Source organism: Anaerozeibacter quisquiliarum (genome assembly GCF_051162045.1).
Taxonomy (GTDB): Bacteria; Bacillota; Clostridia; order Christensenellales; family Aristaeellaceae; genus Anaerozeibacter; species Anaerozeibacter quisquiliarum.
The window spans coordinates 1-25,098 of record NZ_JBISDI010000016.1 but is presented as its reverse complement, the minus strand read 5'-3'; the positions used below and the strand labels follow the sequence as shown (position 1 = coordinate 25,098).

Here is a 25,098-nt window from a genome sequence, read left to right as displayed (position 1 = left end):
TCTTTCAGATTCTTTCGATTGTGACCATCGGGCACAGCGCCCGCGCCCGCGCGGCGTCAAAATTGACCGAGAGCGCCTCCTCCGCCATGGCCGCCGACGCGGCTGTGGCGTAGATCAGCGTCTCCTCAAAATCAGCGCCTTTCTCAAAGCCGTCCAGCAAACCCGCGACAAAACAGTCGCCGCAGCCCACCGTGTTGTACACCCGGACTTCAGGCGGCCTGACCCGGTACAGCCGATCCCATGCCCGAACCAGCGCGCCCCTGCCGCCCAGCGTCACCGCCACGACCTCAATGTGGTGCTTGTCGAGGTCCGCGATCGCGCGAATGATGTCCGCGTCTGTCGCAATCGCGCGCCCGGTCAATCCCGACAGCTCGTCGTCGTTGGGCTTAATCAGAAATGGGGAGCGCGTTACGCACGCGCCGAGCGACTTGCCGCTCGCATCGAGAAAAACCCGAATTCGCTTGTCCGAGAGCGCGTCCAGCACCCGGTTGTAAATGAATGGATCGGCGAAGTTGGACGTGTCGCCGGACAGCGCCAGCAGGTCGCCGTCCCGAATCGATTCTTGCATCAGCGCAAGCAGCGCGATCATATGCTCCTCGGTCGGCTCGGGTCCCTTGTCGCAGACCAGCGTGCTGTCCTTGGTCGCTTCCTCAACGATCAGGTAATTGACCCGACTCTCGCCCTCGGAGCCGTATACAAACACCGGGATTACACCCGAGTCCTCGATCATCTTGATAATGCGCCGGCCGTTTCTTCCAAACGCAAACCCAAATGCGCGCGATGTCGTGCCCATCACCCTGAGGTTCATCGACACATGCGTACCCTTGCCGCCCATCGTCGTCGCCTTGCCGGCGATTCGGTTGGTCACATTGCGGCGAAAGCTGTCCAGGTAGATGATTTCATCCAGCGCCGGGTTGAGCGTCAGCGTGTTAATCATGGCGCATCCCCTCGTCAAACCGGTAGTCTATGCCCAGCAGCAGCTTCATGACACGGGCGATCTCTTCCTGCGTGCCAAAGAAGAACCACAACGAGGACGTGCTGGTCGACTCCGTTCGCCCGGTCTGCGCGCCGATTGCCGTGCCACTGTGCTCGAATTCCGCGAAGCCGTCCTCCTGTCCATGGTCATTGTAGTAATATGCCGAGCAGCCGCGATCGCCCAGGTTGCCCCACGGCTCGGACAAATAGGGGATCGACGGATCGTTATAGTAGTTGCGCACCATCAGATGCCAGCCGCCGCCCGTCCGCTTGACAAACCCCATACGCCCGCACGTTTGCGCTGAACGGTACGCCACCTTATACTTGTGCCGCCCGGTGATCATAAGCTCGGCATAGCCGTCGCGCACCTGCTGGCACGCGCCCGCCGGATCGTAGTAATCGACAAAGTCAAAGTCGCCGAAAAACGGCGTGACCACCCTGCCCTCGGGATTGATCTGCGTCAATGTCCACGGCTCGAGCGCGAGCGGGAAGTCGGAGTCGTCGCGCAGGCGGATATCCTGCGTAAAGCCGCAATAGTCGATTGCCGCATCGCGAAGCGGGGTAAACGCAAGCGGATTGGCCGCCGGAAAATAGCGCCTATCAATATGAAAGGATTTCTTCTCACCGGTCTCGAGCACCGAAAGCATCACGTCCTGGCTGAGCGCCACGCCGCCGCCCGACTGCCTTAGCTCGTATGCGCCCGGATCGAGTTGGGGCTGGACGGTATACGTCTGGTCAAACGTCTCGGGGGTTTGGCAGAAGAACTTGAGCTCCGGGTTGATCCACAGCCGTTCGCCGCCCAGGTTCCACGCGCGTCCCTCCACAAAACGCCTGAACGCCGCTTCATCCAGAAACACCTTGTTGAGCCACAGGATGCTTTCGCCCTCCTCCCCCTTGAATGGGCCGATCAGCCGGCCGCCATACTGGGTGACCAGCGCGGTGTAGCCGTTTTTCAGCTCCAGCGTCCGGTAGTGCATGCCCATGCCATCCAGCCGTGCGCGTGCGGTTTTGAGTGTCACATGATTGTTCATATCTTTCTCCTTACCTGAGCTCTCCTTTATAGTTCATGCTGTCCACCATGACCGCCAGGAAGATGATCAGGCCCCGCACAATCGTATATATGTAGGGATTCGCCGCCATCATCGTCAGCCCGTTGACGATCGTGTAGATCAACAGGATCCCAATGATCGATCCTGGGAAGATCGTGCCCTTGCCTCCAAACAGCGAAATGCCGCCCAGCACCGCCGCCGGAATGATGATGAATTCATTGCCGTCTGCAAAGGAGCTGGGGACAGAGCCGTTTGCACCCGCGGACAGAATGCCGGCCAACCCGCACAACGCGCCGCAGATGACATAGGCGACCATCGTGTTGCGCCTCGTGTTGATGCCCAGCTTGATCGCCGCCTCGTGGTTGTTGCCCTGCGCCTTGAGTTGGCAGCCAAACGAGGTGTAGCGCATCACGTAATGAAACACCGCCACGCCGATCAGCGCAAAGTAAATCAGCACCGAAATGCCCAGAAACGTCTTATCGGTCAGCTTGAAGCCCATCGTGTTCAAGATGATCAGCTTCGCGTCGGTCAGGAACATGCCCAGTCCGCGGGCGATGCTGGTTATGATCAGCGTCACAATGAACGGCAGCATCTTCATGCGCGCGATGAAAAAGCCGTTGATCAGCCCGATGAGCGCACCCACCAGCAGCGCCACCAGCAGGATCAGGGCATATGAGCCAAACGAGGCCACCTCGACACCACCCTGCGACATGTGCTGGATCACCAACGCGCCTACGGCAGCCGACAGATACATATTCGAACCGGCTGAAATATCGATGCCTCCATCCATCATGACAAACGCCATGCCGATTACGCCCAACAGCAGCGGCGCGCTCTGCTGGAGCAGCAGCAGGATGTTGTTTGCCGTCAGGAAGTTCTTGTTGCCGTAGGAAAACACGGCAAACATCATCACAAAGATCGAGTAAACGCCGTATTTGACAATGAAGTCAAAGGAAAAGCCCCTCCGCTTGGTTTCAGGCATGGCCTTGTCCTCCCGTCAGTGCGTGCTCCATAATGGCTTGGGCGGCGAATTCACTCCGGGACACTTCTCCGGTGATCTTGCCGTTGCACATGATCAGAATCCGGTCGCAGATGCCGATCAGCTCCTCCATCTCCGACGATATGCACAGGATGCCTGAACCGGATTTCGCCAGCTCCAGCATCAGCGTGTAGATCTCGTACTTTGCGCCTACGTCGACGCCGCGCGTCGGCTCGTCCATGATCAGCATTCGGGGTTTGCGCGCCAGCCATTTGCCGATGACGACCTTTTGCTGGTTGCCGCCCGACAGATTGCTGGCCAACTGGAGCTGCTTATCTGCCACCTTGATGCTAAAATCGCGGATAATCTGATCGGCGAGCGATGCCACATCGCGCTTCTTGATTAGGCCCAGGGCGCGCACCATGTCGGACAGCTTTGCCAGCACCAGGTTGTCCTCGACCGGCTTGGGCATGAGCAGCCCTTCCTTGCGCCGGTCCTCCGAGATGAACGCCATGCCCTCGGCAATCCACCTTTCGGGCGTCATTCCCTTTGTGCGCTTGCCACGGAAGGTAATCTCTCCGCTCGTCATCGGATCAAGTCCGTACAGCGCGCGCACAAACTCGGTCCTGCCCGCGCCCATCAGCCCAAAAATACCCAACACTTCGCCTTCATTAAGCGTAAGCGATACGTCTTGAACCGCCGGCGGCGCATACATGTGCTCGACCGAGAACAGCGGTGCACCGATCTGCTTTTGCACGGATGGATAGATCTTTTCCAGTTTGCGCCCCACCATCAACGAGACAATCCTGTCGCGGTCGAGGTCCTTCTTCTCGATGTCGTCGATCATGCTGCCGTCGCGCAGCACCGACACCACGTCGCACAACGAAAATACGTCCTCGAGGATGTGCGAGATGTACACGACCGTAACGCCCTTCTCCCGAAGTCCCCGGATGATGCCAAACAGGAAGTCCTTTTCCTTTTGGGACAGCGAGGTGGTCGGCTCGTCGAATAGGATGATCTGCGCGTCCATCAGCAGCGCCTTGATGATCTCGACCGTCTGCCTCACACCCATCGGCAGGCTCTCAACCACTGCGCGCGGGCTGATCTGAACGCCCAGATCGCCCAGCTTCTTCTTGGCCTGCGCATTCATAAAACGGAAATTGACCGCGCCGGTTCTGGTCTTGGGCAAGTTATCAATGTACAGGTTCTCGGCGACGGTCAGGTTTGAAAACAGGTTCAGTTCCTGATGAATGAACGCGATGCGCGACGCGCGGGCATCCTTGGGCGTGACCGGGTTATACGGCTTGCCGCCCAGCGTCATCGTGCCGCTCTCGGGTGCGAAAACGCCGCCGATCACATTCATCAGCGTGGATTTGCCCGCGCCGTTTTCGCCCACCAGTCCATGGATTTCGCCCTTTTTGAAGGTCAGGCTGACGCCGTGCAGCACCTCGACACCGTAAAACTCCTTGCGAATATCTTTTAGCTGCAGAACAACCTCCTGCATTCGGAACGCCTCCTCTCCTATTCCTTCAGCGCACGGGCCGCCGCCCTAACGCTCATACGGCGCGTCACAAGCTCCAGCCCGGCGGCAATCATGATGAATACCCCCTTGACCGCGTCGTATAGCGTGTAATGAACGCCCAGCAGGTTGAGCATGTTGCTCAGCAGGATTAGAAACAGCACGCCGTACAGCGTCTTTTTGACCGAACCGAAGCCACCCGACGGGTTGGTTCCGCCAATCACGACCGCACCCACGATGTTGATGAACATGTTGTCACCCAGCGTGGTCACACCCGAACCGTTTTTGGCGGTGTACATCAGCCCCGCCACGCCTGCCAGCAGGCCGCAATAGAGCATTTCGATGAAGATAATTTTGCGTACCGGGATGCCGGACACCTGCGCGGTGTGGGGATTGACGCCCACTGCATACACGCGCCGCCCAAACTGCGTCTTGTTCAAAAGCCAGTATGTGATCAGAAACACCACCGCCGCGATCACCAGCGGCACGTAAAACCAGTCGCCCTTGCCGCCGATCGCGGTAAAGCCCTTGGGGAGCCCCCCCAATGAGATTTTGTCGTAATAAATGCTGCCAAACCACACCGCGATGCCGGAGAACACCAGCTTGGTCGCCAGCGTCGCCACGAACGAGGGCATTTTAAGCCGGGAAACCGCCAGGCCGTTCATCGTGCCCACGCCGACACCGATCGCCACGCCGGCCAAAAGTGCCGCCACAATGGCCCACGCGCTGCCCGCCAACCGGGTGCGAACCAGTATATAGGCGCCGATCGTGCTGACCAGCGAAATGACCGATGTTGTGGAAAAATCAATGCCGCCGTTGAGCGTGACCACCGTCAATCCGCACGCCACAACCAGCAGCGGCGCGCAGTCCTTAAGATAATTGTTCAGGTTGTACCAGGAGCCAAAGCCCTCGACAAAGATCAATGCGTAGACGAAAAAGATGATCCAGATAAAAAGAATCGCGTTGTCGGCCACAAAGCGCTGAAGTCTTGCCGCGCTTCGCCCGGACATTTTTCTGTTCACAGCTTCGCCCCCTTCATTTTTCACAGGGGAGCCGGATCACCGGCTCCCCCTGAAAAGGTCTGCTCCTTCAGCTTACTTGACGCCCGCCCAACCCCAAACCAACGCGGCAACCTGGTCAAGGTTTTCGAAGGTGGCAATGATGCCCGGATCGATCGTGTCGCTCTCGGTCAGGGTCTCTCCCTTGATCAGCGACACTGCCGCCTCGACGCACATATGGCCCTGTCCCACCGCGCCTTGCGCCGCGTTGGCCCAGTTGTAACCGTCCTTGAGCATCTGCATTCCATTGACGTCGCCGTCAAAGGAAATCACTGCGACATGGTTCTCCTCGCCGCGCTTGGCCCACTTGCCGATCTGCTCGAGCGAGGATTGGATGGGCGTCCACAAGAAGTCGGACGGCGTGATGATCAAGTCGACGTTCGGATACGCCTGAAGCGCATTCTGAAGGCCGGCCAGCGCCACCTCGTGCTTCCATTCGGTCGGCACGTCGATCACGACGTTGACGTAGCCCGGATCGGCCTCAATCGCGGCCTTGAAACCGTCGCGGCGCTGAATCGCGTTCTCGTCGCCCAAGTCGCCAATCAGCATGATCGCGTTTTCAAACTTGATGTCGTTGGCCTTTGCGTAGCCGATTAGCCAGGTCATCTCGTCGTAGGCCATCTGGTAGTTGTCCGACAGGATCTGCGCCGAAGGCTTCGCCTCGCCCGTCGTGGGACGGTTGTCCATAATGATGTACACGCCCGCGTCGTTGCACTCTTCGATGGCCGCGTCGATCGCCACCGAATCTGCCGCAGCGCAGATGATCGCCTGGCAACCCTTTGCGATCAACTGCGAAATCTGTTCGTTCTGCACGTTCGCGTCACCGCCCGCGATGGCCTCGACGATCTCAACGCCCATTTCCCCGGCCTTGTCGTAGATCGCTTTGTAGTTGCCTTGCCAGAACTCGGTATCCAGGTCGTCCATCGAAAGGCCAACCTTGTAAGTCTCCGCCGATGCGGGAATGATCGTCGCTGCAATCAGCAACAGAAGCGCCAGGGCGAGAATCTTCTTCATGATACGTACCTCCCTTTATTTATTGCCCCACGCAGGGCAAAACCAAATCCGCGGAAGCGTGTGCGCCCACGCAAGCGAGAAAAAATTTGCGCGACGCAGATCACAAACGGTCTTTGCGTTAGCGTACACGCACATCCCCAATAAAGAAATCGGATCCCCGACAACACAATCATATCATAGCTACTTTCGCCGCCCTTGTCAATGTAAAACAGGAAATTGTATTATTTTCGACAATAATTCACAATTATTAACGACCTACGGCTCGGGAATATAGCTAAACAGCCCAAATCTATAGCAAAATCGCATCCCCCGCCGCCTGCATAATGGAGTGGTCCGCGGCGTTAAAACGCATGACGATCTTTGAACGGATCTCGAGCTCGGCGCTTTGAGGCATCCAGCGCTGGGAAAGATGCTTAAACAGCAGCGTGACGGCGAGGTAGCTTTGCCTGCGCGGTTCCTGGTCGATGATCATGTCGCAGATGCCCTGCTTCAGGTATTGTTCGACCTGCTGGGTCACGTCGTAGCCGATCAGCACCGGCTTCTTGGGCAGGGGGTGGTTGGCCACATAATCACCGAGCGCGAGTGAGCCGGTCGCGGAATTGGAAAATGCGCCGTCGAGGTCGGGGTACCTTTGCATCGCAGCCGCAAACGCACGAAACGCGATTTCATAGTCGTCCTTGTAGGTTTCAGACACCACGATCTGAATGTCCGGGTAGCATTCGCGGATCACATCGCAAAAACCGTTGCGCCTGTCCATTGCGGAACCCGGATGAAAAAAGCTGGTGAACACGCCCACCTTGCCCTTTCCATGCAAAAATCTGCCCATCACATCGGCGGACATCTGCCCCGATTTGTAGGAGTTTTCGCCCACAAAGACCAGGCGCTTACTACCCTTCGCGTCGGAGTTGAATGTGACCACCGGTACGCCCGAATCGACAATGCGGTTGATCTGGGGCGCGAGCGCGTCGCCGCCTGCGTTGATCGCCACGCCGTCCAAGCACGTGAAATCAAATCCGCCGAGCACGCGCATCTGCTCCTCCACCTCGAGCGATTCACACAAAACGTGTTCCACATTGAGCCCGTAATCCGCAAACTCGCTCTCCGCGTCCAGCACGCCCAAGCGGATGTATTTATAAAAAAAATGAGGGTTGCGCGGGGTGATGACGGCGATGTTGATCTTGCGCTGGCGGCCCAGCGCGCTTGCAATCTTGTTGGGGCGATAGCCCATCTCTTCCGCGATGCGCAGAATATTGCGCTTGGTCTCCTCGTTTATGCGCCCTCTGCCGTTAAGTGCGCGATCCACCGTCCCTACTGAAACCTTCGATGCCCGCGCGATCGTCTCAATCGTCACCCTGCTCATCCAACGCCATTCCCCTTTTCTATGAGCATAAGCACCCCATAATAAACCGATCATATTTATTGTAATCCACCCGGCAGCCTTTGTCAAGGCAGGCGCCAATTGTTAAATTCCATCGATTTGCGTGGACGCACACGCGAATCCCTTGTGCAAACAAATTTTCCGTATTACAATCAAAGTGTTCAATTTTGGTCGTTATCCCATCACAACAAGAGAGGAACATTGCCATGAAAACCGTGAAGGACAAACAGGTACTGGTCGGCGCGGATTCCGCCGGCTTCCCGCTGAAGGAAGCGGTGTGCGCGTATCTGCGCGGAAAGGGCTGGACGATCACCGACATCGGCGTCAGGACGGAGGGCGAGAAGAACCCCGAGATGTTCCACCGAATTGGGCTCAAGGTGGGCGCGAAGATTGCCGAGGGCGAGTTTGAGCGCGCGCTGCTGTTCTGCGGCACCGGCATGGGCATTCACCTGGCCGCCAACAAGTGCCCGCATGTGCAGGCGGCCGTATGCGAAAGCGTACCGGCGGCCCTGCGCGCCATCACCGGCAACGGCTGCAATGTGCTGGCGATGGGCGCGTTCTACGTCGCGCCCCAGATGGGTATTGAGATGGCCGACGCCTTCCTGAACCACAACCTGGGCGACGGCTACGAGTGGTGGCCCAACTTCTTCGAGTTCCATAAGCTGGCTTACGACGAGCTCGACACCTTTGATTATGAGGAGTTTAAGCGCAACGGCTTTGAGGTGAAGCGCCTGGGCGACTACCCGCTCGAAGGCTTAATCAACGAGCGCCCCAAATCGGCCAAATAAACTGCGACCAAGCCAAAGGCTTCCGTCTGCCGCTGGCATACGGAAGCCTTTGTCGGGGACGCCCCGTCATTTACCGGTCGTTAGCGCATCGGCTGCTGGCCGCTCATCGAGCGCTCCTGGGCCTCGATCATCTTTTTGACCATCGAGCCGCCGATCGAACCGGCCTGGCGGCTGGTCAGATCGCCGTTATAGCCCTGCTTGAGGTTAACGCCCAGTTCGCTAGCCACTTCATGCTTCATATTGTACATGGACTGGCGCGCTTCCGGGATGTTGATCTTGTTGTTGCCACTGTTGTTCGCCATTTTGCTTACACTCCCTTGCTATTGAGTCGTCTTGGGCGGGCAAACTGCCCTTGCTTACTTGTGGGCATTTTCGTAGTCTTCGATCATCTTGCGAACCATGTAGCCGCCGACATAGCCGTTCTCACGAGACGTGAGATCGCCGTTGTAGCCCTGCTTCAGGTTCACGCCCAACTGGCCGGCGATTTCGAACTTCATCTTGTCCAGCGCCTGGCGAGCCTCGGGGATATTGACCCGATTCCTGCTGCTCATCATTTTCACCTCCCGAACGAGTCTGAAACTATTTTGACCGCGCCCGGGGAAAATAGACTGGTAGCTTTTTGTTTCAAAATTGTACCTGAAACCAAACGGGCTTGCGCGCCCCTAATTCATCGCGACCTCATGGAATCGTTTTTCAAAAGCCGTGCGAGCGAGCGCGATCACTTGCCGCGCCTCCTCCGATTCGCGCTCGCGCATGAGCGCGCGCGCCGCTTCGTGCGTCTCTTCCAATAGACGCATGTCGGACGCCAGCGCACCCAGACCGCCTATCGCCAGGCCCGATTGGCGGTAGCCGAACAGGTCGCCCGCGCCCCGGATTTCGAGGTCCTTTTCGGCGATTTTGAAGCCGTCGCATGTCTCGGTCAGCAGTTTCAGTTTGCCGCCCGCCTCGGCCATCAGGAAGCACCACGACTGATACGCGCCGCGCCCGACCCGGCCGCGCAGCTGATGCAATTGCGCGAGGCCGAAGCGCTCGGCGCTCTCGATCACCATCACGCTGGCGTTGGGCACGTTGACGCCCACCTCCACCACGGTGGTGGCGACCAACACCGATAGCTTGCCGCTGCGGAAATCCGACAATACGGCTTCCAGTTCGCGCGGCTTCATCTGCCCGTGCGCCAGCGCGATCCGATGGCCCGCAAGCGGCCCGTTCGCGAGCGCCTCGTACGTAGCCTGCGCCGACTTGGCCTCGAGCGCCTCGCTGTCCTCGACCAGCGGGCACACCACGTACACCTGCCGCCCTTGCGCGATCTGCGCGCGCAAAAAGCCGTACAGGCCCGCTCGCTTGTCCTCGGGCACGAGGCGCGTCTTGACCGGCGAGCGGCCGGGCGGCAGCTCGTCGACCACCGACACGTCGAGGTCGCCGTACAGGATCAGCGAGAGCGTCCTCGGAATGGGCGTGGCCGACATCACGAGCACGTTGGGCGATATGCCCTTTTGCGACAGCGCCGTGCGCTGCCTGACACCGAAGCGGTGCTGCTCGTCGGTGATGACCAACCCCAGATTTTCGTAACGGGCCGCTTCGGAAATCAGCGCGTGGGTGCCGATCGCCACCCGCCACGCCCCGCTCGCGATGGCCTCATGCGCCGCCCTCTTGCGGGCGGCGGGCAAGCTGCCCGTGAGCAGGCCGCAGGTGATGCCCAGCGACCCCAGCAGCGCCTTCGCGCTCTCGTAGTGCTGCTGCGCCAGCACCTCGGTGGGGGCCATCAGCGCGCCCTGAAAGCCGGCGCGCGCGACCAGGTACAGCGCGCCCAGCGCGATCGCGGTCTTGCCCGAGCCCACGTCGCCCTGCACCAGCCGCGCCATGGCCTGCGGCGCGCGCAGGTCGCGCGCCACCTCGCCGAGCACCCTTTGCTGCGCGCCGGTCGGCGGAAAGGGATTTGCGGCCCAATACTCGTCGAGCCACGCGTCCGCGCAATCGACAGCCACGCCTGCCCCGCGCCCGCCGCGCATCAGCCCCAGCGCCACCTGGTAGAGCAGCAATTCCTCGAACGCCAGGCGCCGCCGGGCCGCAATGAGCGCCTCGCGCCCGGTCGGGATATGCGCCTCACGCATCGCAAAGTTGCGCTCGCACAGGCCATGCCGGAACCGAAGCGATTCGGGCAGCTCGTCGGGCCACTGCCCCTCGCACAGCCCAAGCGCCGCGCGCACGGCGTCGCGCAGCACGTTCGCGGGTACGCCCGCTACCTGCGCATACACCGGGATCAGCGCCTTCTCGCGCTCGAAGCTGGGGCTGGTCAGTTGCAGGCCGCCGCCCTTGGCCTCTACCCTGCCGTACAGCAGCAGCGGCTCGTCTTTGTTGAGCTTCCCCTTGAGCCAGGGCTGGTTGAACCACACCGCCGGCATAACATCGCTTCCGTCGGTCACGCGTGCGCGCGTAATGTGCAGCCCCTTGTAATAGCGCGCCGACACCGCGCCGCGGATCCACACTTCGACCGCCGCCACGTCGCCCGCCGACAGGTTCGCCAGCGGCCTTACCTCGCTCAAATCGCGGTAGTCGACCGGCAGGCGCAATAAAAGTCGGCGGACGGTATCAATACCGGCCGCCTTTAGCGCCTTCTGTCGTCGCGGGCCGATGCCCTTGATTTCGGAAAGCGGAAAATCCATCATTCCACCGCGATCAGGTAATAGTACAGCGGCTGCCCGCCCTTGTACACGGCCACGTCGCAATGCCCGTAGGCCTCGTTGAGCAGCGCTTCGAGCGCGGCGGCCTGTTCTTCGCTGATGTCCTCGCCGTGGTAGATCGAGATCATCTCGGTGTCGTCGGTAACCATCGTGGACAGCACCTCGACCGCCACCTCGTCGACCGACTGTCCGAGCAGCGCGATCCGGTTGTCGACCAGCGCCATGATGTCGCCCTCGTGAATCTCGCGGTTGTCGAAGGTGGTGTCGCGCACGGCGTAGGTGATCGAGGCGGTATGCACCCGCTCGGCGGCCTCCTGCATGATGCGCGCGTTCTCCTCGCCCGAGCGGTCGGACATGAACGCAATCGCCGCCGCGATGCCCATGGGCACCGACTTCGTGGGCAGCACGTATACCGTCTTGTCGGTCAGCTCGGCCGCCTGCCGCGCGGCCAGGATGATGTTGGTGTTGTTGGGCAGCACGAACACCTGCCGGGCGTTCGTCGCTTCGATGGCCTGATACAGATCGTCGATCGAGGGGTTCATCGTCTGCCCGCCGTCGACCACCTTGTCTACCATAAGGTCGGTGAAGATGTCGTTCAGCCCGGGGCCCAAGGCCACCGCCACGATGCCGAACTCCTTGGGCTCGGCCTCCTGCGCGGCCCTGCGCTGCGCCTGCCGCTCGCGGAACTCCTCGAGCATGTTGTCGATCTTGATGAAATCCAACTCGCCGAGCTCCAGCGCCATTTGCAGCGCCTTGCCGGGGTCGTTGGTGTGCACATGCACCTTGACGACCTCGAGGTCGCCCACCACCAACGCGCAGTCACCGATGCGCTCGAGCCGGCGCCTAAGCTTCGCCACCTCCGAGTCCTTCATATCCGGACGCGGGTGCGACACGATGAACTCGGTGCAGTAGGCGAAGGTGATCTCCTCGAGCGATGCGTGGTCGTCCACGAACTCGCCCGCCGCCCGGCCCGCGACGGCCCCGGCCTCGACCTCCTCGATCGGCTCGCCCTTGAGCGCGGCCAGGAAGCCGGCGTACATGGTCATGAGCCCCTTGCCGCCCGAATCGACCACGCCGGCCTGCTTGAGCGCCGGCAGCATGTCGGGCGTGCGCTTGAGGATTTCGTTGCCGGCGCTTATGACCAGCTCCATGATCGCCATCAAATCGGAGGTGGCGTTCTCAGGGCGCTCGACCGTCTCGGCGATCACGCGCGCCACGGTCAGGATCGTGCCCTCCTTGGGCTTCATGACCGCCTTGTAGGCGGTATCCGCGCCCATGCGCAGCGCGCGCACGAACAGTTCGGCGTTCATGTCGTCCGCGCCCTCAAGCGCGCGAGAGAAGCCGCGCAGGATCTGGCTCAGGATGACGCCGGAGTTGCCGCGTGCGCCCTTGAGCGCGCCCTTGGCAATGCTGCCCGCGACTTCCGATACGGTGGGAAACCCCAGCGCGTTCAGTTCCTTGACCGCCATCGTGATGGTCTGCGACATATTGGTGCCCGTGTCGCCGTCGGGCACAGGAAACACGTTGAGCGCATCGATGCTCGCGCGGTTTCGCTCCACCAGCGCCGCGCCGGAGGCAAACATCTCCTTGAGCATCATGCCGTCGATGGTCTTTAACAAAACAATCCCTCCCGCACCCGCCCGTTACACGCGGATGTCTTCCACCGACACGTTCACCTTGCCCACCTTGATGCCGGTGAGGTGTTCGATCTTGTATTTCACGGTATCGATGATGGTATCGGCCACGGCGCTGATCGAGATGCCGTACTCCACGATGATGTACAGATCCACGTCCACGCTCTCGCCCGCCGCGCGCACGCGCACACCCCGGCCCAGGTTCTCTCGGCCCAGCAGCTGCACGATGCCGTCGGTGGTCCGCTTGGACGCCATGCCCACGATGCCGTAGCATTCCAGCGCCGAATACCCCGCCACCTTGAGCAGGATATCCTCCGCCACCGTCACCGTGCCCAGCTCCGTTTTGAACTTGCAATCCATAGACGTTCCTCCCATAGCGAAGCCCACAGCCTCGCGCTGTGCCCATTAGTATACCTTGTTTTGGCGCGGCGCGCAAGGTACTTTTGGGTCTTACGAACCCGGCAAAAACTTTTACACGCTCACATTTGGCTGCATAATCTCATCGGGCATGGCCTGCGTCTGCTCCCGAATGTTGCTTTTCCACTTCATTCTGCCAGATGATGCCGCCCCTGTCCCTCCTTTGGGACCCGTACTGTCAAAAACCAGTTTGCGCAACTTATGGGACCTTACCACCGAATATGATGTTCGCGCCGGGAACCGGATCAGGCCGACAAGCGGGGCTTGCTGGCCAGATCCGGTTCCCAGCGCGACAAAAAACGCAGCATGGGTATGCGGCTTTGGATATCGATAGATATCGCACCGACAATTCCCGTGTTGTGCGGTGTTGCCTTAGCTTTTTATCCGATTTCCTGTTGACGGCCCTTTTATTATAAGCTCCATTTTCTGTATCTGGCGTATGGTTGTCATTGTCTTCGAGAAGAATTCAGCAGTTTTTACCGGCCCAGCCCTCAACCGCTCAATAATTACGATTGCCCCAAGCAACGCCCGTCCTATAGCAATAGAAACAAGTAACCTGTTCCGACCATCAGTACATTGCTGATGCTGTGCATGAACATCGGATATATCACGCTTCGACTGTCCTGGTATGCCTTGCCCATAATAATGCCTTGCGAAAACGCATATAACAGGCGGAAAGAGTCCGCTTCAATAACAAACGGGAACAAAGACCACTTCATATGGGCAATTGCAAACAAGAAGGAGGCAATGATTGTTTCCAGCGTAACGCCCCACTTAACTTTTACGCTTTTCCCCAACACATACATGAGCATTGTTATGGGGAGCGCCCGGTACAAAATCTCCTCAGCCGGTCCGCTTAAGAGCAATTGAAAGCCCAGCGTTCCAAGAATATTTCTTGTATCCAACGGGAAGTCATATACCGGTAATGAGTTGTTTATCAGCATAAGTATATGGACAGCGAGTGTGACCCCCGAAAATATCATGGTATACAGCGCCGCATATTTGGTTCCTTTTTTCCAGTCCCCAAAGCCGAAACCGAAATCAGTCTTTAAAAGCTTACTTAACATCAAGGCTACGGCCAAGGCAAGGAACATCTCCGTTATATGGTGAATGGAGATCCAAGTATAGGCTTTGTAGGGGTCAAACCCCTCACAGGGGAGTAAATCGGCGACAATGCCCCCCACCTTGCCCAATGCTTCCTGAAAAACAAGCAACAGCAAAACAACCGCCCCGTATAACAACACGGCTTTCCAACCTACTTGTTTCCCTTCTGTTTTCATGACACCTTCGACTCCGCAGCAGTCACGCTTGATTAACGACCTCATATATTCTTCATCTACTTTCTGATATTGAGTATGTTTTCTTATTTCGTCATGTTTGATATCAATGCCTCCAATAGACGCACTAATGTTCGCGCAATCGCGTGCTGTGTTGCGGATCGTTGTTCCATGATAGCCATTGCTATTGAAATGCTCTACCGCTACTTCTTTAATCTATCTCTTAAGCCTTTTCCCACCATATCAAACACCGAGCTACCTAACGTTCGTTAATAATATACCATATCGCTTCTTGGATTGCAATAGGTTTTCAAAAGATATCTCTTTTTTGCTGCCGAACCGGTCTGCGCCGACTGCGGTGGACCCTACGGTCAGCAGATATAAAATGCTGAGCGATCCCTGCGGCAGCGGCAGAACAAGGCCATGGCTGGCTTTACCGCGTTCTTCCTGAAGTCTTCGTCGAATTCCCTCCGTATTCCGGACATGGAGAACCCGCCCTGCTGTTTTGAGGCGCCCGGTAGGAAGTTTGACGCGTGGGTTTCCATGGAGTGGCCGCCATGTCAAACTCCCCGCGGGGGCGGTTCCCCTCTCATGGGGCCGACCCTTCGCCGACCCCCACATGGCGGCGGAGGCCCCTTGTCAACTCCTTGAACGGTCAATCCCCGGCCGGTCACTCCTTACCCATCTGTCCGGTAATCCAGGTAAGCGCTGATTAAAGCACGCGTGCGGTGGCGCGCCGAATTTTCGTCAGATTGCGCTTGCAACATCTGAAGGCGTAGCGGCGCTACGTCGAGGGTTTTGCAGGCGCAAGATGGCGCAAAGGCAGCCGCCACCGCGCGTGGGATTTGATCGGCGGTTACCTGGGTAAGCGCTGATTGATTCGGACGCCTTTTCGCTGCCCCGGCACAGGAAAGTAGTGCGCGCCGCCGTACCGCTTGACCGTCCCGAACGGATGCTCCGCCGTTTCCTTACGAATCTGCCGGCGGAGGATGCCCCGCCGGATTCTGAGCTCCACACGTTTCGGGGCGCGCCTTTATCGATTCAATGCGTGGTTGTTCGGGCCGATAACCACATCCCCCGGAATGCTTGAAACAGGCGCGGGCGTCGGTTTCATCGCGAAGGCGACCCTCACCCGCCAACGCTTTGGCACATCTTGCTGTGACACACCTCGCTTTGGCACATTTCGCTTTGGCACATTTCGCTTTGGCGGGAAGCGCGCCACAACCGATCGGCGACCGGAGTCCAGCGCTCGGCCGCTCCCTTGCACTTGCCGCACAGCGAATCCACGTCCTCCGGCGCGGCCAGGTCGGTGGAATGAGCGCCCGATGCGTGAACCATCTCCGCCAGACGGCCGTAGTTGTCGAGCAGCGGGCAGGGGCGCAGGTGGTTCTGGTTGAAGGGCTGGCCTTCGCGGTACCGCATGAACAGCGGCGACTGATACGCCTCGAGCAGCGTCTTTTCGCGGATGTTGGAATCGGAGTAGTGGATGAAGGCGCAGGGCTCGATGTCGCCGTTCGCGTTGATGTGAAGGTAGTTCCGCCCGCCCGCGATGCAGCCCTTGACGTACTCGCCGTCGTTCCAGAAGTCCATCGTGAACAGCGGGCGGGTCTCACGGAATGCACGGATCTGGCGGTACATGTACTCGCGCTGTTCAGGCCTGGCCAGCAGTTCGGTGGGCGCGCTCGCGCCGACCGGCATGTAGGTAAACAGCCATGCGAACTTGCAGCCCATGTCGATCAGGTGGTCGATGTACGCCTCGCTGCCGATGGTCTCGGCGTTCCTGCTGGTGTAGCACAGCGACGCGCCGAACAGCAGCTTCTTGCGCTTGAGGATATCCATGGCGCGAATGACCGCCTTGTAGGTGCCCGCGCCGCGCCGGTCGTCGGTTTCGGCCTCGTAGCCCTCGATGCTGATGGCGGGCACGAAGTTCTTAACCCGCAGCATCTGGTCGGTGAATTCCTCGTCGATCAAAGTGCCGTTGGTGAAGGCCATGAACATGCAGTCGCCGTGTTGCTCACACAGCCGGATGATGTCGCGCCGGCGCACGAGCGGCTCGCCGCCCGAGTAGATGTACATATAGGTGCCCAGTTCCCTGCCCTGGCGGATGATGGAATCCAGCGTTTCGTAATCCATGTTCATCGCATTGCCGTACTCAGCCGCCCAGCAACCCGTGCAGTGCAGATTGCAGGCCGAGGTAGGGTCCATCAGGATCGCCCAGGGGATGTTGCAGTTGTGCTTTTCCTGGTTTTTCTTCTGGCGCTGACCGCCGATGAAGGTGGCGTTCACGACCAGATTCTCAAACAGGGTCTTGCGCACTTCCGAATCGACATCCGACCAGAGGCTCTTGATCAGCCGATACCAGTTGTTGCCGGGGTCGTCGATGGCCGCATGGGCGGCTTGACGCTGTCCCTTCATGCTGCCTGACTTGTCCAGCTTGTCGAACCAGTCCAGCAGCTTAGGGATGTTGGCGTCGGGGTTGCTGTCCATATAATGCAGTGCCTGCTTGATGCCGAATGCCTGCACGTTTTCCCATACCGTCTTCTCGCTCATGATATGACCTCTTTCCGATGCCGCTTGGAAGCGACATCCGTACATCTTACCTTAACATGATCGGGATCATGCCGAAATCATCAACAAAAGCGCTTTGTCCGGTTTTCATACAAACGATATAGGATTGTCTATAAGACCTCGTTTACTCGGCACATTTGCTTACGGCCAGCGCGAGGTATTCTTCGAGGATGGGCGCGTAATCGGCCAGGAATTTGACGTGGTCGGTCTTCATGCCCTCCTGCACCCACTGGACCAGCGTGCCCACGATCGCGTTGGTGAACATCCGCGCGAACAGGTTGATGGCCTCTTCGTCGATCGTCCGGCCGCCGATCGCCAGCAGGATCTCGTCGATGCAGTAGTCGTGGCAGACCTCGTACAGGTGATCGCGCAGGTTGTTCTGCACCTTCGAGGTGAGCGCGTCGGTGTAAAAATCCTTCCCCGAATAGAAGTACTCGGCGAGGTTGTTCAGCACCTTGCTGTCCCGGTGCTCGTCCATGATGCGCGCGATATCGGTGTCGAAGATCCAGCAGATCAGTTCCTGCTTGTCCTGAAAGTGATAGTAAAACGTCTGGCGGTTCAACCCGGCCGCGGCCACGATCTCGCTGATGCTGATCTTGTCCAAATGCTTGCCCGACGCAAGTTTCTTCAAGGTGCTCGCGAGCAGCTGTTTTGTCAGCTCGGGCTTCGACATGGCGATCCCTCCTGATACCCATTCCGAACATAAATCCGTCGTCGCGCCGGATCTTTTTCCGTTCCGCTGCGTCGCCCTCCGCTCACCGCAGCGCCGCTACGGCTCGCTCCGGCTCCTTGCATGGCGAAAAAACCGCTCGCCGCTTTGGACGCATTCATGTTCTTCATTGGTATGAGATGGTTGATCTCAAAACAGGCGCAGTTGTTCGATGCCGTCCGCCGGCCTGACCGACAGGGGGAAGGGTACGCGTCCAAGCGCCTGCGCGACGAACGCGCCGCCGCTCAGCCAGAGGGGCACCTCCGTTTGGCGCAGCAGCACCGGCATGCGGTCGTGGTAAGCGGCCATCGATTCGTTGGCGGCGGTGGTCAGGATCACAAACCGGGGCTCCGCCTGTCCGCCGGCCGCAAAGTCGTCGTACATGCCCGCAAGGTACAGAATTTCTTCGCCCGGCAACTCGAACAGCAGCTTGCGCCTGATCCGGCCGCCTTCGCGCCGCCACTCATAAAAGCCGCGCGCGGGCACCGCGGCCCGGCGCTCTGCAAGCGCGCGGGCAAACATCGGCAGTTCACGCACGGTCTCGGCGCGTGCGTTAATCACCGGGCGGCGGCCCTCCATGGGGAAGCCCCACCGCATGGCGCGGGGGCCGAGCGCGGTCAGCACCGCGGCGCGGTCCGACGGGCACACCTCGCCGGCTTTCACGGGCGCGTCCCCCAAACGCGCCAGCGTAGCAATGATGCCGCGCAACGCCGGCGCGTCAAAATCAACCAGGTATCGACCGCACATGTCAGTCTTCCTCAGCGTCCTCCGGCAAATTGGCGTTGTGGTACACGCCCTGGCTGTCTTCGTAATCCTCAAGCCAATCGATCAGCTTGACGACCTTGGCGATTGTCTCGGCGTCGGTGACGTCCACCGTGTTGGTGGGCACCATCGCGCGCTCGGCCGACAGGAAGGAGCAGCCGGCCTTCTCGAGGTTTTCGCGCACGGCGGAGAACTCGTTGGGGTCGGTATAGACAATGGCGACGTCTTCCTCGACCTCGACGTCGGCCGCGCCTGCGTCCAGTGCCAGCATCATCAGCTCTTCCTCGTCGAGCCCTTTCGCATTGTCCAGCTCGATCACGCCCTTGCGCTCGAACATCCAGGACACGCAGCCGGTCGCGCCCAGCGAGCCGCCGCACTTGTCGAAGATGTGGCGCACCTCGGAAGCCGTGCGGTTGAGGTTGTCGGTCACCATCTCCACGATCACGGCCACGCCGCCCGGCGCGTAGCCTTCGTAGACCATCTCCTTGTAGTTCGCGCCCTCGCCCTCACCCGCGGCCTTCTTAATCGAGCGCAGGATGTTGTCATTGGGCATATTGGCGGTCTTGGCCTTGGCGATCACGTCGCGCAGTTTGCCGTTGACCAAGGGGTCGCCGCCGCCGCCCTCGCGCACGGCGATCACGATTTCGCGCCCGATCTTGGTGAAGATCTTGCCGCGCTGCGCGTCGGTCTTTTCCTTCTTGTGCTTGATCGTGGACCATTTATTGTGTCCGGACATAGATACGCCCCCCGCATGAACAAGATACTGTATCATATCACACCGGGATGGAGGTTGTCAAAACTGACTGCGGTATTTCTCGTGCGCGACCGACACCAGCGCCTTGTCCTGGCTGTAGGTCACGCGCTCCAGCGCCTCGTCGATCGGGAAGTAGTCGCCGTCGGTGAAGCCCTGCTCAAACGCGATCCGGTAGAGCGCGGAATTTGCGCGCATGACGTACCAGGTGATGCGGTTGCACACCGGCTGGTGGCGCGTCATCGAATAGAATTCGTAGCTGGTTTCGCCGGCGGGAGAGATGATTTCGGCCTCGATCCCGGCTTCCTTGCGCACCCGCTCGAGCGCCACGTCCTGCTTGAGCCGCTTGTCCCGGACGACCCCCTTGGGCAGCACCCACTCATGCTTGTCGTTGCGGAGCAAGAACACCCTGTCCTCAAAGAATACCACGCCGCCCGCGCAATCGCGAAAGATCATAAGCGCCAACCACCTTCCTGATGATTTGCCCCTGACACCATCCTAGCATAGTATATCCCCAAAATCAAGCGCCGCGAAACGCTTTGCGCCCGGGAGAAGATGTGATACAATGGCAGGAAAGCATAGGGGGCGACAACCATGATGATGCGGCGACTGGACGCGCTGGACAGGGAACTCAGCGCGCTGTGCCTGGGTACGATGAACTTTGGGGCGGAGCTTAACGAGCGGGACAGCTTCGAGGTGATGGACGCGTTCGACGCGATCGGCGGCAACTTCATCGACACCGCGCGCATCTACGGGGCATGGGCGTCCACGGGCATGGGCGCGTCGGAAAAGGTGATCGGCGCGTGGCTGCGCGCGCGGGGCAACCGCGACCGGAAGGTGATCGCCACCAAGGGCGGCCACCCGCAACCGGAGCGCATGCACGAGGGGCGGCTTGACAAGGCCGGCCTGACGGCCGATTTGGAGGCGAGCCTGCGCGCGCTGGGTACCGACTATATCGATCTGTACTGGCTGCACCGCGACGATACGGCGCGGCCGATCGAGGACATCCTCGAAACGCTCGCGGGATTCATCCGTCAAGGGAAGGTGCGCGCGGTCGGCGCGTCCAACTGGACGGGCGCGCGGCTGCGCGAGGCGTGGAGCGTGTCGTTTAGGACCGACCTGCCCTACTTCTGCGCCGATCAGCCGATGTGGAGCATGGCGCGGGCCGAGGGCCTGGCCGACGCAACGCTCGTTCAGATGGACGGGGATCTGTACCGCTGGCACGCGAACAGCCGCATGCCCTGTGTGCCCTACACCGCGCAGGCCAAGGGTTTCTTTGCCAAGCTGGAACGGGGCGGCGAGGGCGCGCTGAGCGACAAGGCGCGCGCGCGCTATCTGAGGGAGGACAACCTGCGCCTGTACGACGCGGCGCGGGACATCGCGCGGGAGACGGGCCTCGGCGTTGGCACGGTGGCGATCGCCTACCTGACCAACCAGGCCGCTTTTGCCGCGCATCCGATTGTCGGCGTGTCGAGCGTCGCGCAGGCGCGCGCGCTGTCCGAAGCCGCGGACGCGCGCCTGACCGAGGCGCATATGGCGCGCCTGTCGGAATTGACCGGGCTGATCGCCGATTGAACGGTTGTTATTTACAGGGCTGCCGTGGTATAATACCACCTATCTGAAACCAAAGGAGGCCGGGCGTGTGGAGGAGTACGGGCGCGCAAGCAATTTTATTGAGGAATTCATCGACGAGGACCTGCGGTCGGGGCGGTTCGACCGCGTAAAGACCCGTTTCCCGCCCGAGCCTAACGGCTTTTTGCACATCGGCCATGTGAAGGCGCTGTGCATCGACTTCGGCATTGCCGAAAAATACTCGGGTTCGTGCAACCTGCGCTTTGACGACACCAATCCGACCAAGGAGGACACGGTGTTCGTCGAGGGCATCCAAAAGGACATTGAGTGGCTGGGTTTTCACTGGGACAAACTGTACTTCGCGTCCGATTTCTTTGAAAAGCTGTATGAGATCGCGTGCCTCCTGATTGAAAAGGGCGTGGCCTATGTAGACGACCAAACGAGCGAGGAGATGCGGTTAAATCGCGGCACGCTCAAGACGCCGGGTGTAAACAGCCCCTACCGAGACCGTTCGGTCGAAGAAAACCTCGACCTGTTCCGGCGCATGCGCGCGGGCGAATTTCCCGACGGCAGCCGCGTGCTGCGCGCCAAGATCGACATGGCCTCGCCCAACATGCTGATGCGCGATCCGACGCTGTACCGCATCCTGCGCCACCACCACCACAAGACCGGCGACAAATGGTGCATCTACCCGATGTACGACTTCCAGCACCCGCTGCAGGACGCGATCGAGGGCATCACCCACTCGCTGTGCTCGCTCGAGTACGAGATCCACCGCCCGCTGTACGACTGGATGGTCGCACAGGCCGCTTTTGCGCATCCGCCGCGCCAGATCGAGTTTGCGCGGCTGAACATCACGCGCACGGTGATGAGCAAGCGCCACCTGCGCAGACTCGTGGAGGAAGGATACGTGTCGGGCTGGGACGATCCGCGCATGCCCACGCTGGTCGCCATGAGGCGGCGCGGCTACACGCCCGAGGCGATCAAGGATTTCCTCGCGCGGGTGGGCGTCGCGAAGGCCGACTCCACGGTGGACGGCGCGCTGCTCGAAGCCTGCGTACGCGAGGCGATGGGGAGCGAGGCCCCGCGCGCGATGGCGGTGTTGAACCCGCTGAAAGTGACGCTCACCAACTGGCCCGAGGGGCGGGTGGACGAGCTGACGATGGAAAACCACCCCGACCACCCCGAGATGGGCGAGCGTACGGTCAGGTTTTCGAAGGTGTGCTACATCGAGCGCGAAGACTTCATGGAGAATCCGCCGGGCAAGTTCTTCCGGCTCGCGCCCGGGCGCGAAGTGCGGCTCAAGGGCGCGTACATCATCAAGTGCGAGGCGGTCGTGAAGGACGCCTCGGGCGAGATCGTAGAACTTTCGTGCTCGGTCGACCTGAACAGCCGCTCGGGCGAGGAAGGCGCGAACCGCAAGGTCAAGGGCACGCTGCACTGGGTCGGCGAAGCAGACGCGCGGCCCGCCGAGGTGCGGCTGTACGAGCCGATCCTGCTGGACGAGTACGAGGCCGCCGAGGCGCCGGACCCGGAAGCCGAGGAAGTGGAAGAGACCGCCTCCAATGCTGCGGACTTCATCAATCGCCTGAATCCGAACAGCCTGACCGTGATGCCGGACGCGCTGGTTGAGCCCGCGATCGCCGAAGCCCCGGTGGGCGCGCGGTTCCAGTTTCTGCGCATGGGCTACTTCTGCAAGGACCCCGATTCGTCCGAGGGCAAGCCGGTCTACAACCGGATCGTGCCGCTCAAGGATACCTGGGCCAAGGTGGCGCGTAATTAAATTCATTTGACAACCCGGCGATTCCATGCTATGCTGGCAATCGCAATAACGGCGGGAGGTGTGTTGGTGTCGGTCGGTTTCTAAGGGAATATTGGCACGCATGACAGGCTCGGCCTGTGGTTTTATGCGCCCAAGCGCCTTGTGAAACGACCGCGGAAGCGACTTTGTGAAGCGCCTCTTTCGTTTGTCTTTCAGCGCAGTGGGCAACTGCGCTTTTTTGTGTTCACAGGGCAGCGCTTTGTGAAGGGAGTCGATCCAAATGAATCAACATTACGCCGCGTTGGAGTTTTATGCCATCATCGACAAGCTCAAGGAACACGCCCTGTCCCAGCGGGCAAAGGATAAGCTGGACGGCCTCACACCCTATTTGAGCGAGGACATCTGCGTTCGCAAGATGGCCGAGACCACCGCCGCGCGAGGGCTGCTGGATCAACTGGGCTCGCCGCCGCTCTCGCTGATGACGGGGCTCGACGAAGCCGTCGCGCTGGCCGAGGCGGGCGGCATGCTGATCCCGGAGCAGTTGGGCGATGTGGCCCGGTTTGCCGAGTCCTGTAAGCGGATGGCCGCCTGGCTTAAGCGGGGAGAGGCTTCGGGCGAGGAGCTCGCGCTCTATGGGCGGAGCATAGAAAACCTGTCGCCGCTGCGCTCGGAGATCGAGCGGTGCGTGGCGGGCGAGGCTCTTTGCGACGACGCCAGCCCGGCCCTCCGGCACATCCGCCGCAAGGCGGAGCATGTGGAGGCGCAGATCAAGGAGAAGCTGTCCCACATCCTCCAAAGCCGGAAGCAGTACCTGTCCGACGGCTACATCACGATGCGGCAGGGCCGCTACGTGCTGCCCGTGCAGCGCAAGTACCAAGGCCAGTTCGGCGGTACCGTGATCGAGGCGTCCGGCAAGGGGTCCACCGTGTTCATGGAGCCGTCCGCGATCGCGAAGCTTTCGCAGGACATGGGCGCCCTCGCCCTGGAGGAGGACGCCGAGGTGCGGCGCATCCTCTACACGCTCGCGGCGTTGGTGGCGGAATCCGCGGGCGCGATACGCCGCAACATGGAGGCCATGGAGGTGCTGGACGTGCTGTTCGCCAAGGCCAAGCTGAGCGCCGCCATGAAGGCCGTGCCGGTCGCCATCGGCGGGGAACGGCGGTTGGACATCCGGAAGGGGCGCCATCCGCTGCTCGATGAAGAAAGCTGCGTGCCGCTCGACTGCCGGATGGAGGAAGGCACGTCCGGGATCATCATCACCGGCCCCAACACCGGCGGCAAGACCGTGGCGATCAAGACGGTGGGGCTTATGTCGCTGATGGCTCAGTGCGGCCTGCACATCCCCTGCGCGGAAGGCAGCTACATCGCCATGCGGGACGGCTACTGGTGCGACATCGGCGACAGCCAGGATATCTCGCAAAACCTGTCCACCTTCTCGGGCCACATGACGAACGTGATCCACATCCTCGAACATGCCGGCCGGGACAGCCTGGTGCTGCTCGACGAGCTGGGCAGCGGCACCGACCCGGCCGAGGGCATGGGCATCGCGGTGGCGATCCTCGAGGAGCTCAGGCGGCGCGGCGGGATGTTCCTCGTGACCACCCACTATCCGCAGGTCAAGGCCTACGCCAGCAACACCGACGGCGTGATGAGCGCGCGGATGGCCTTCGACCGGGACAGCCTGCGGCCGCTCTACCGGCTCGAGATGGGCAAGACCGGCGAGAGCTGCGCGCTCAGCATCGCCCGGCATCTGGGCCTCGCGCCGCAGCTGCTCGCGCGGGCGCATTACGAGGTGTACGGCGAATACCCGGGCGGCGCACCGGACGCGGCGGCCATGCAGGTGCCCGCGAGCCGCCTGATCCGGCGGGCGCCGGTACGCGAAGGCGTCGACCTCTCGGCGAAATTTGCCATGGGCGACAGCGTCATTGTGCTGCCCGACGGCGAGACCGCCGTCGTCTACCGCCCCGCCGACGAGCAGGGCGACGTGGTGGTACAGGTCAAGGGGGAGAAGCGCAAGGTCAAGCACAACCGCCTGAAGCTCCAGGTGCCCGCCTCCGAACTGTACCCGCCGGACTACGATTTCTCCATCATCTTCGACACGGTGGCCAACCGCAAGGCGCGCCACCAGATGGGCAAACGGCACGATCCCAGTCAGATTATCGTCTATGAGGACGGGGAAACGTGAGCAAGGCGCGCAACCCGGCG

At 60.5% G+C, this 25,098-nt stretch carries 22 protein-coding genes; 4 read left to right on the top strand and 18 right to left on the bottom strand.

Going from position 1 to position 25,098, the window contains the following annotated elements:
- Positions 1–4: 4 nt before the first annotated feature.
- The 7 genes from ACH6CV_RS08780 to ACH6CV_RS08750 all read right to left on the bottom strand — a co-directional run bounded on the left by ACH6CV_RS08780 (position 5) and on the right by ACH6CV_RS08750 (position 7,954).
- On the bottom strand, positions 5–937 hold the full coding sequence (locus ACH6CV_RS08780) for a 1-phosphofructokinase family hexose kinase (RefSeq protein WP_456357808.1): 933 nt from the start codon (positions 935–937) through the stop codon (positions 5–7).
- Positions 930–2,006, bottom strand: coding sequence for a hypothetical protein (locus ACH6CV_RS08775; RefSeq protein ID WP_456357807.1), 1,077 nt, complete (start codon positions 2,004–2,006; stop codon positions 930–932). Before ACH6CV_RS08775 ends, ACH6CV_RS08780 begins: the two co-directional genes overlap by 8 nt.
- A gap of 10 nt (positions 2,007–2,016) precedes the next feature.
- Positions 2,017–3,006 carry an ABC transporter permease gene (locus ACH6CV_RS08770; protein WP_456357806.1) on the bottom strand — a complete coding sequence of 330 codons (990 nt, stop codon included), beginning with the start codon at positions 3,004–3,006 and terminating at the stop codon, positions 2,017–2,019.
- On the bottom strand, positions 2,999–4,507 hold the full coding sequence (locus ACH6CV_RS08765) for a sugar ABC transporter ATP-binding protein (RefSeq protein ID WP_456357805.1): 1,509 nt from the start codon (positions 4,505–4,507) through the stop codon (positions 2,999–3,001). The genes ACH6CV_RS08770 and ACH6CV_RS08765 overlap by 8 nt, the downstream gene beginning before the upstream one ends.
- Positions 4,508–4,524: 17 nt before the next feature.
- A complete protein-coding gene (locus tag ACH6CV_RS08760) occupies positions 4,525–5,544 on the bottom strand; it encodes an ABC transporter permease (protein WP_456357804.1) in 1,020 nt (339 codons plus the stop codon).
- Positions 5,545–5,616: 72 nt separating this feature from the next.
- Positions 5,617–6,594, bottom strand: a complete 978-nt coding sequence (locus tag ACH6CV_RS08755) for a sugar ABC transporter substrate-binding protein (protein ID WP_456357803.1) — start codon at positions 6,592–6,594, stop codon at positions 5,617–5,619.
- A gap of 289 nt (positions 6,595–6,883) precedes the next feature.
- On the bottom strand, positions 6,884–7,954 hold the full coding sequence (locus tag ACH6CV_RS08750; RefSeq protein WP_456357802.1) for a LacI family DNA-binding transcriptional regulator: 1,071 nt from the start codon (positions 7,952–7,954) through the stop codon (positions 6,884–6,886).
- Positions 7,955–8,178: 224 nt separating this feature from the next.
- On the opposite strand from ACH6CV_RS08750, the gene ACH6CV_RS08745 reads away from it, so the two are divergent.
- Positions 8,179–8,760 carry an RpiB/LacA/LacB family sugar-phosphate isomerase gene (locus tag ACH6CV_RS08745; RefSeq protein ID WP_456357801.1) on the top strand — a complete coding sequence of 194 codons (582 nt, stop codon included), beginning with the start codon at positions 8,179–8,181 and terminating at the stop codon, positions 8,758–8,760.
- An 80-nt stretch (positions 8,761–8,840) separates the two neighbouring features.
- On the opposite strand, the gene ACH6CV_RS08740 is transcribed toward ACH6CV_RS08745, so the two are convergent.
- The 11 genes from ACH6CV_RS08740 to ACH6CV_RS08690 form a co-directional block, all read right to left on the bottom strand.
- Entirely contained in the window at positions 8,841–9,062 is a 222-nt protein-coding gene (locus tag ACH6CV_RS08740; protein ID WP_456357800.1) for a small, acid-soluble spore protein, alpha/beta type, read from the bottom strand.
- A 54-nt stretch (positions 9,063–9,116) separates the two neighbouring features.
- A complete protein-coding gene (locus tag ACH6CV_RS08735) occupies positions 9,117–9,314 on the bottom strand; it encodes a small, acid-soluble spore protein, alpha/beta type (RefSeq protein WP_456357799.1) in 198 nt (65 codons plus the stop codon).
- Between the two features lie 108 nt (positions 9,315–9,422).
- The gene (gene recG / locus ACH6CV_RS08730; protein ID WP_456357798.1) at positions 9,423–11,426 is read right to left on the bottom strand and encodes an ATP-dependent DNA helicase RecG; all 2,004 of its coding nucleotides are present in this window, start codon (positions 11,424–11,426) and stop codon (positions 9,423–9,425) included.
- Positions 11,423–13,060, bottom strand: a complete 1,638-nt coding sequence (locus tag ACH6CV_RS08725) for a DAK2 domain-containing protein (protein ID WP_456357797.1) — start codon at positions 13,058–13,060, stop codon at positions 11,423–11,425. Before ACH6CV_RS08725 ends, recG begins: the two co-directional genes overlap by 4 nt.
- Positions 13,061–13,084: 24 nt before the next feature.
- The gene (locus tag ACH6CV_RS08720) at positions 13,085–13,435 is read right to left on the bottom strand and encodes an Asp23/Gls24 family envelope stress response protein (protein WP_456357796.1); all 351 of its coding nucleotides are present in this window, start codon (positions 13,433–13,435) and stop codon (positions 13,085–13,087) included.
- A gap of 590 nt (positions 13,436–14,025) precedes the next feature.
- Positions 14,026–14,772, bottom strand: coding sequence for a CPBP family intramembrane glutamic endopeptidase (locus ACH6CV_RS08715; protein WP_456357795.1), 747 nt, complete (start codon positions 14,770–14,772; stop codon positions 14,026–14,028).
- Between the two features lie 1,125 nt (positions 14,773–15,897).
- Positions 15,898–17,319 (bottom strand): radical SAM protein, encoded by a 1,422-nt coding sequence (locus tag ACH6CV_RS08710; protein ID WP_456357794.1) that lies wholly within the window; start codon positions 17,317–17,319, stop codon positions 15,898–15,900.
- A 142-nt stretch (positions 17,320–17,461) separates the two neighbouring features.
- Positions 17,462–18,010, bottom strand: a complete 549-nt coding sequence (locus tag ACH6CV_RS08705; protein ID WP_456357793.1) for a TetR/AcrR family transcriptional regulator C-terminal domain-containing protein — start codon at positions 18,008–18,010, stop codon at positions 17,462–17,464.
- Between the two features lie 186 nt (positions 18,011–18,196).
- The gene (locus tag ACH6CV_RS08700) at positions 18,197–18,793 is read right to left on the bottom strand and encodes an SOS response-associated peptidase (protein ID WP_456357792.1); all 597 of its coding nucleotides are present in this window, start codon (positions 18,791–18,793) and stop codon (positions 18,197–18,199) included.
- Position 18,794: 1 nt separating this feature from the next.
- A complete protein-coding gene (locus ACH6CV_RS08695; RefSeq protein WP_456357791.1) occupies positions 18,795–19,544 on the bottom strand; it encodes a YebC/PmpR family DNA-binding transcriptional regulator in 750 nt (249 codons plus the stop codon).
- Between the two features lie 57 nt (positions 19,545–19,601).
- Positions 19,602–20,015, bottom strand: coding sequence for an NUDIX domain-containing protein (locus tag ACH6CV_RS08690; RefSeq protein ID WP_456357790.1), 414 nt, complete (start codon positions 20,013–20,015; stop codon positions 19,602–19,604).
- Between the two features lie 138 nt (positions 20,016–20,153).
- Here ACH6CV_RS08690 and ACH6CV_RS08685 point away from each other — a divergent pair, with 138 nt between their 5' ends.
- The 3 genes from ACH6CV_RS08685 to ACH6CV_RS08675 all read left to right on the top strand — a co-directional run bounded on the left by ACH6CV_RS08685 (position 20,154) and on the right by ACH6CV_RS08675 (position 25,078).
- On the top strand, positions 20,154–21,134 hold the full coding sequence (locus ACH6CV_RS08685; RefSeq protein WP_456357789.1) for an aldo/keto reductase: 981 nt from the start codon (positions 20,154–20,156) through the stop codon (positions 21,132–21,134).
- Between the two features lie 67 nt (positions 21,135–21,201).
- Complete coding sequence (locus tag ACH6CV_RS08680) at positions 21,202–22,914, top strand: glutamine--tRNA ligase/YqeY domain fusion protein (protein WP_456357788.1); 1,713 nt, start codon at positions 21,202–21,204, stop codon at positions 22,912–22,914.
- A gap of 259 nt (positions 22,915–23,173) precedes the next feature.
- The gene (locus ACH6CV_RS08675; protein WP_456357787.1) at positions 23,174–25,078 is read left to right on the top strand and encodes an endonuclease MutS2; all 1,905 of its coding nucleotides are present in this window, start codon (positions 23,174–23,176) and stop codon (positions 25,076–25,078) included.
- Positions 25,079–25,098: the final 20 nt, after the last annotated feature.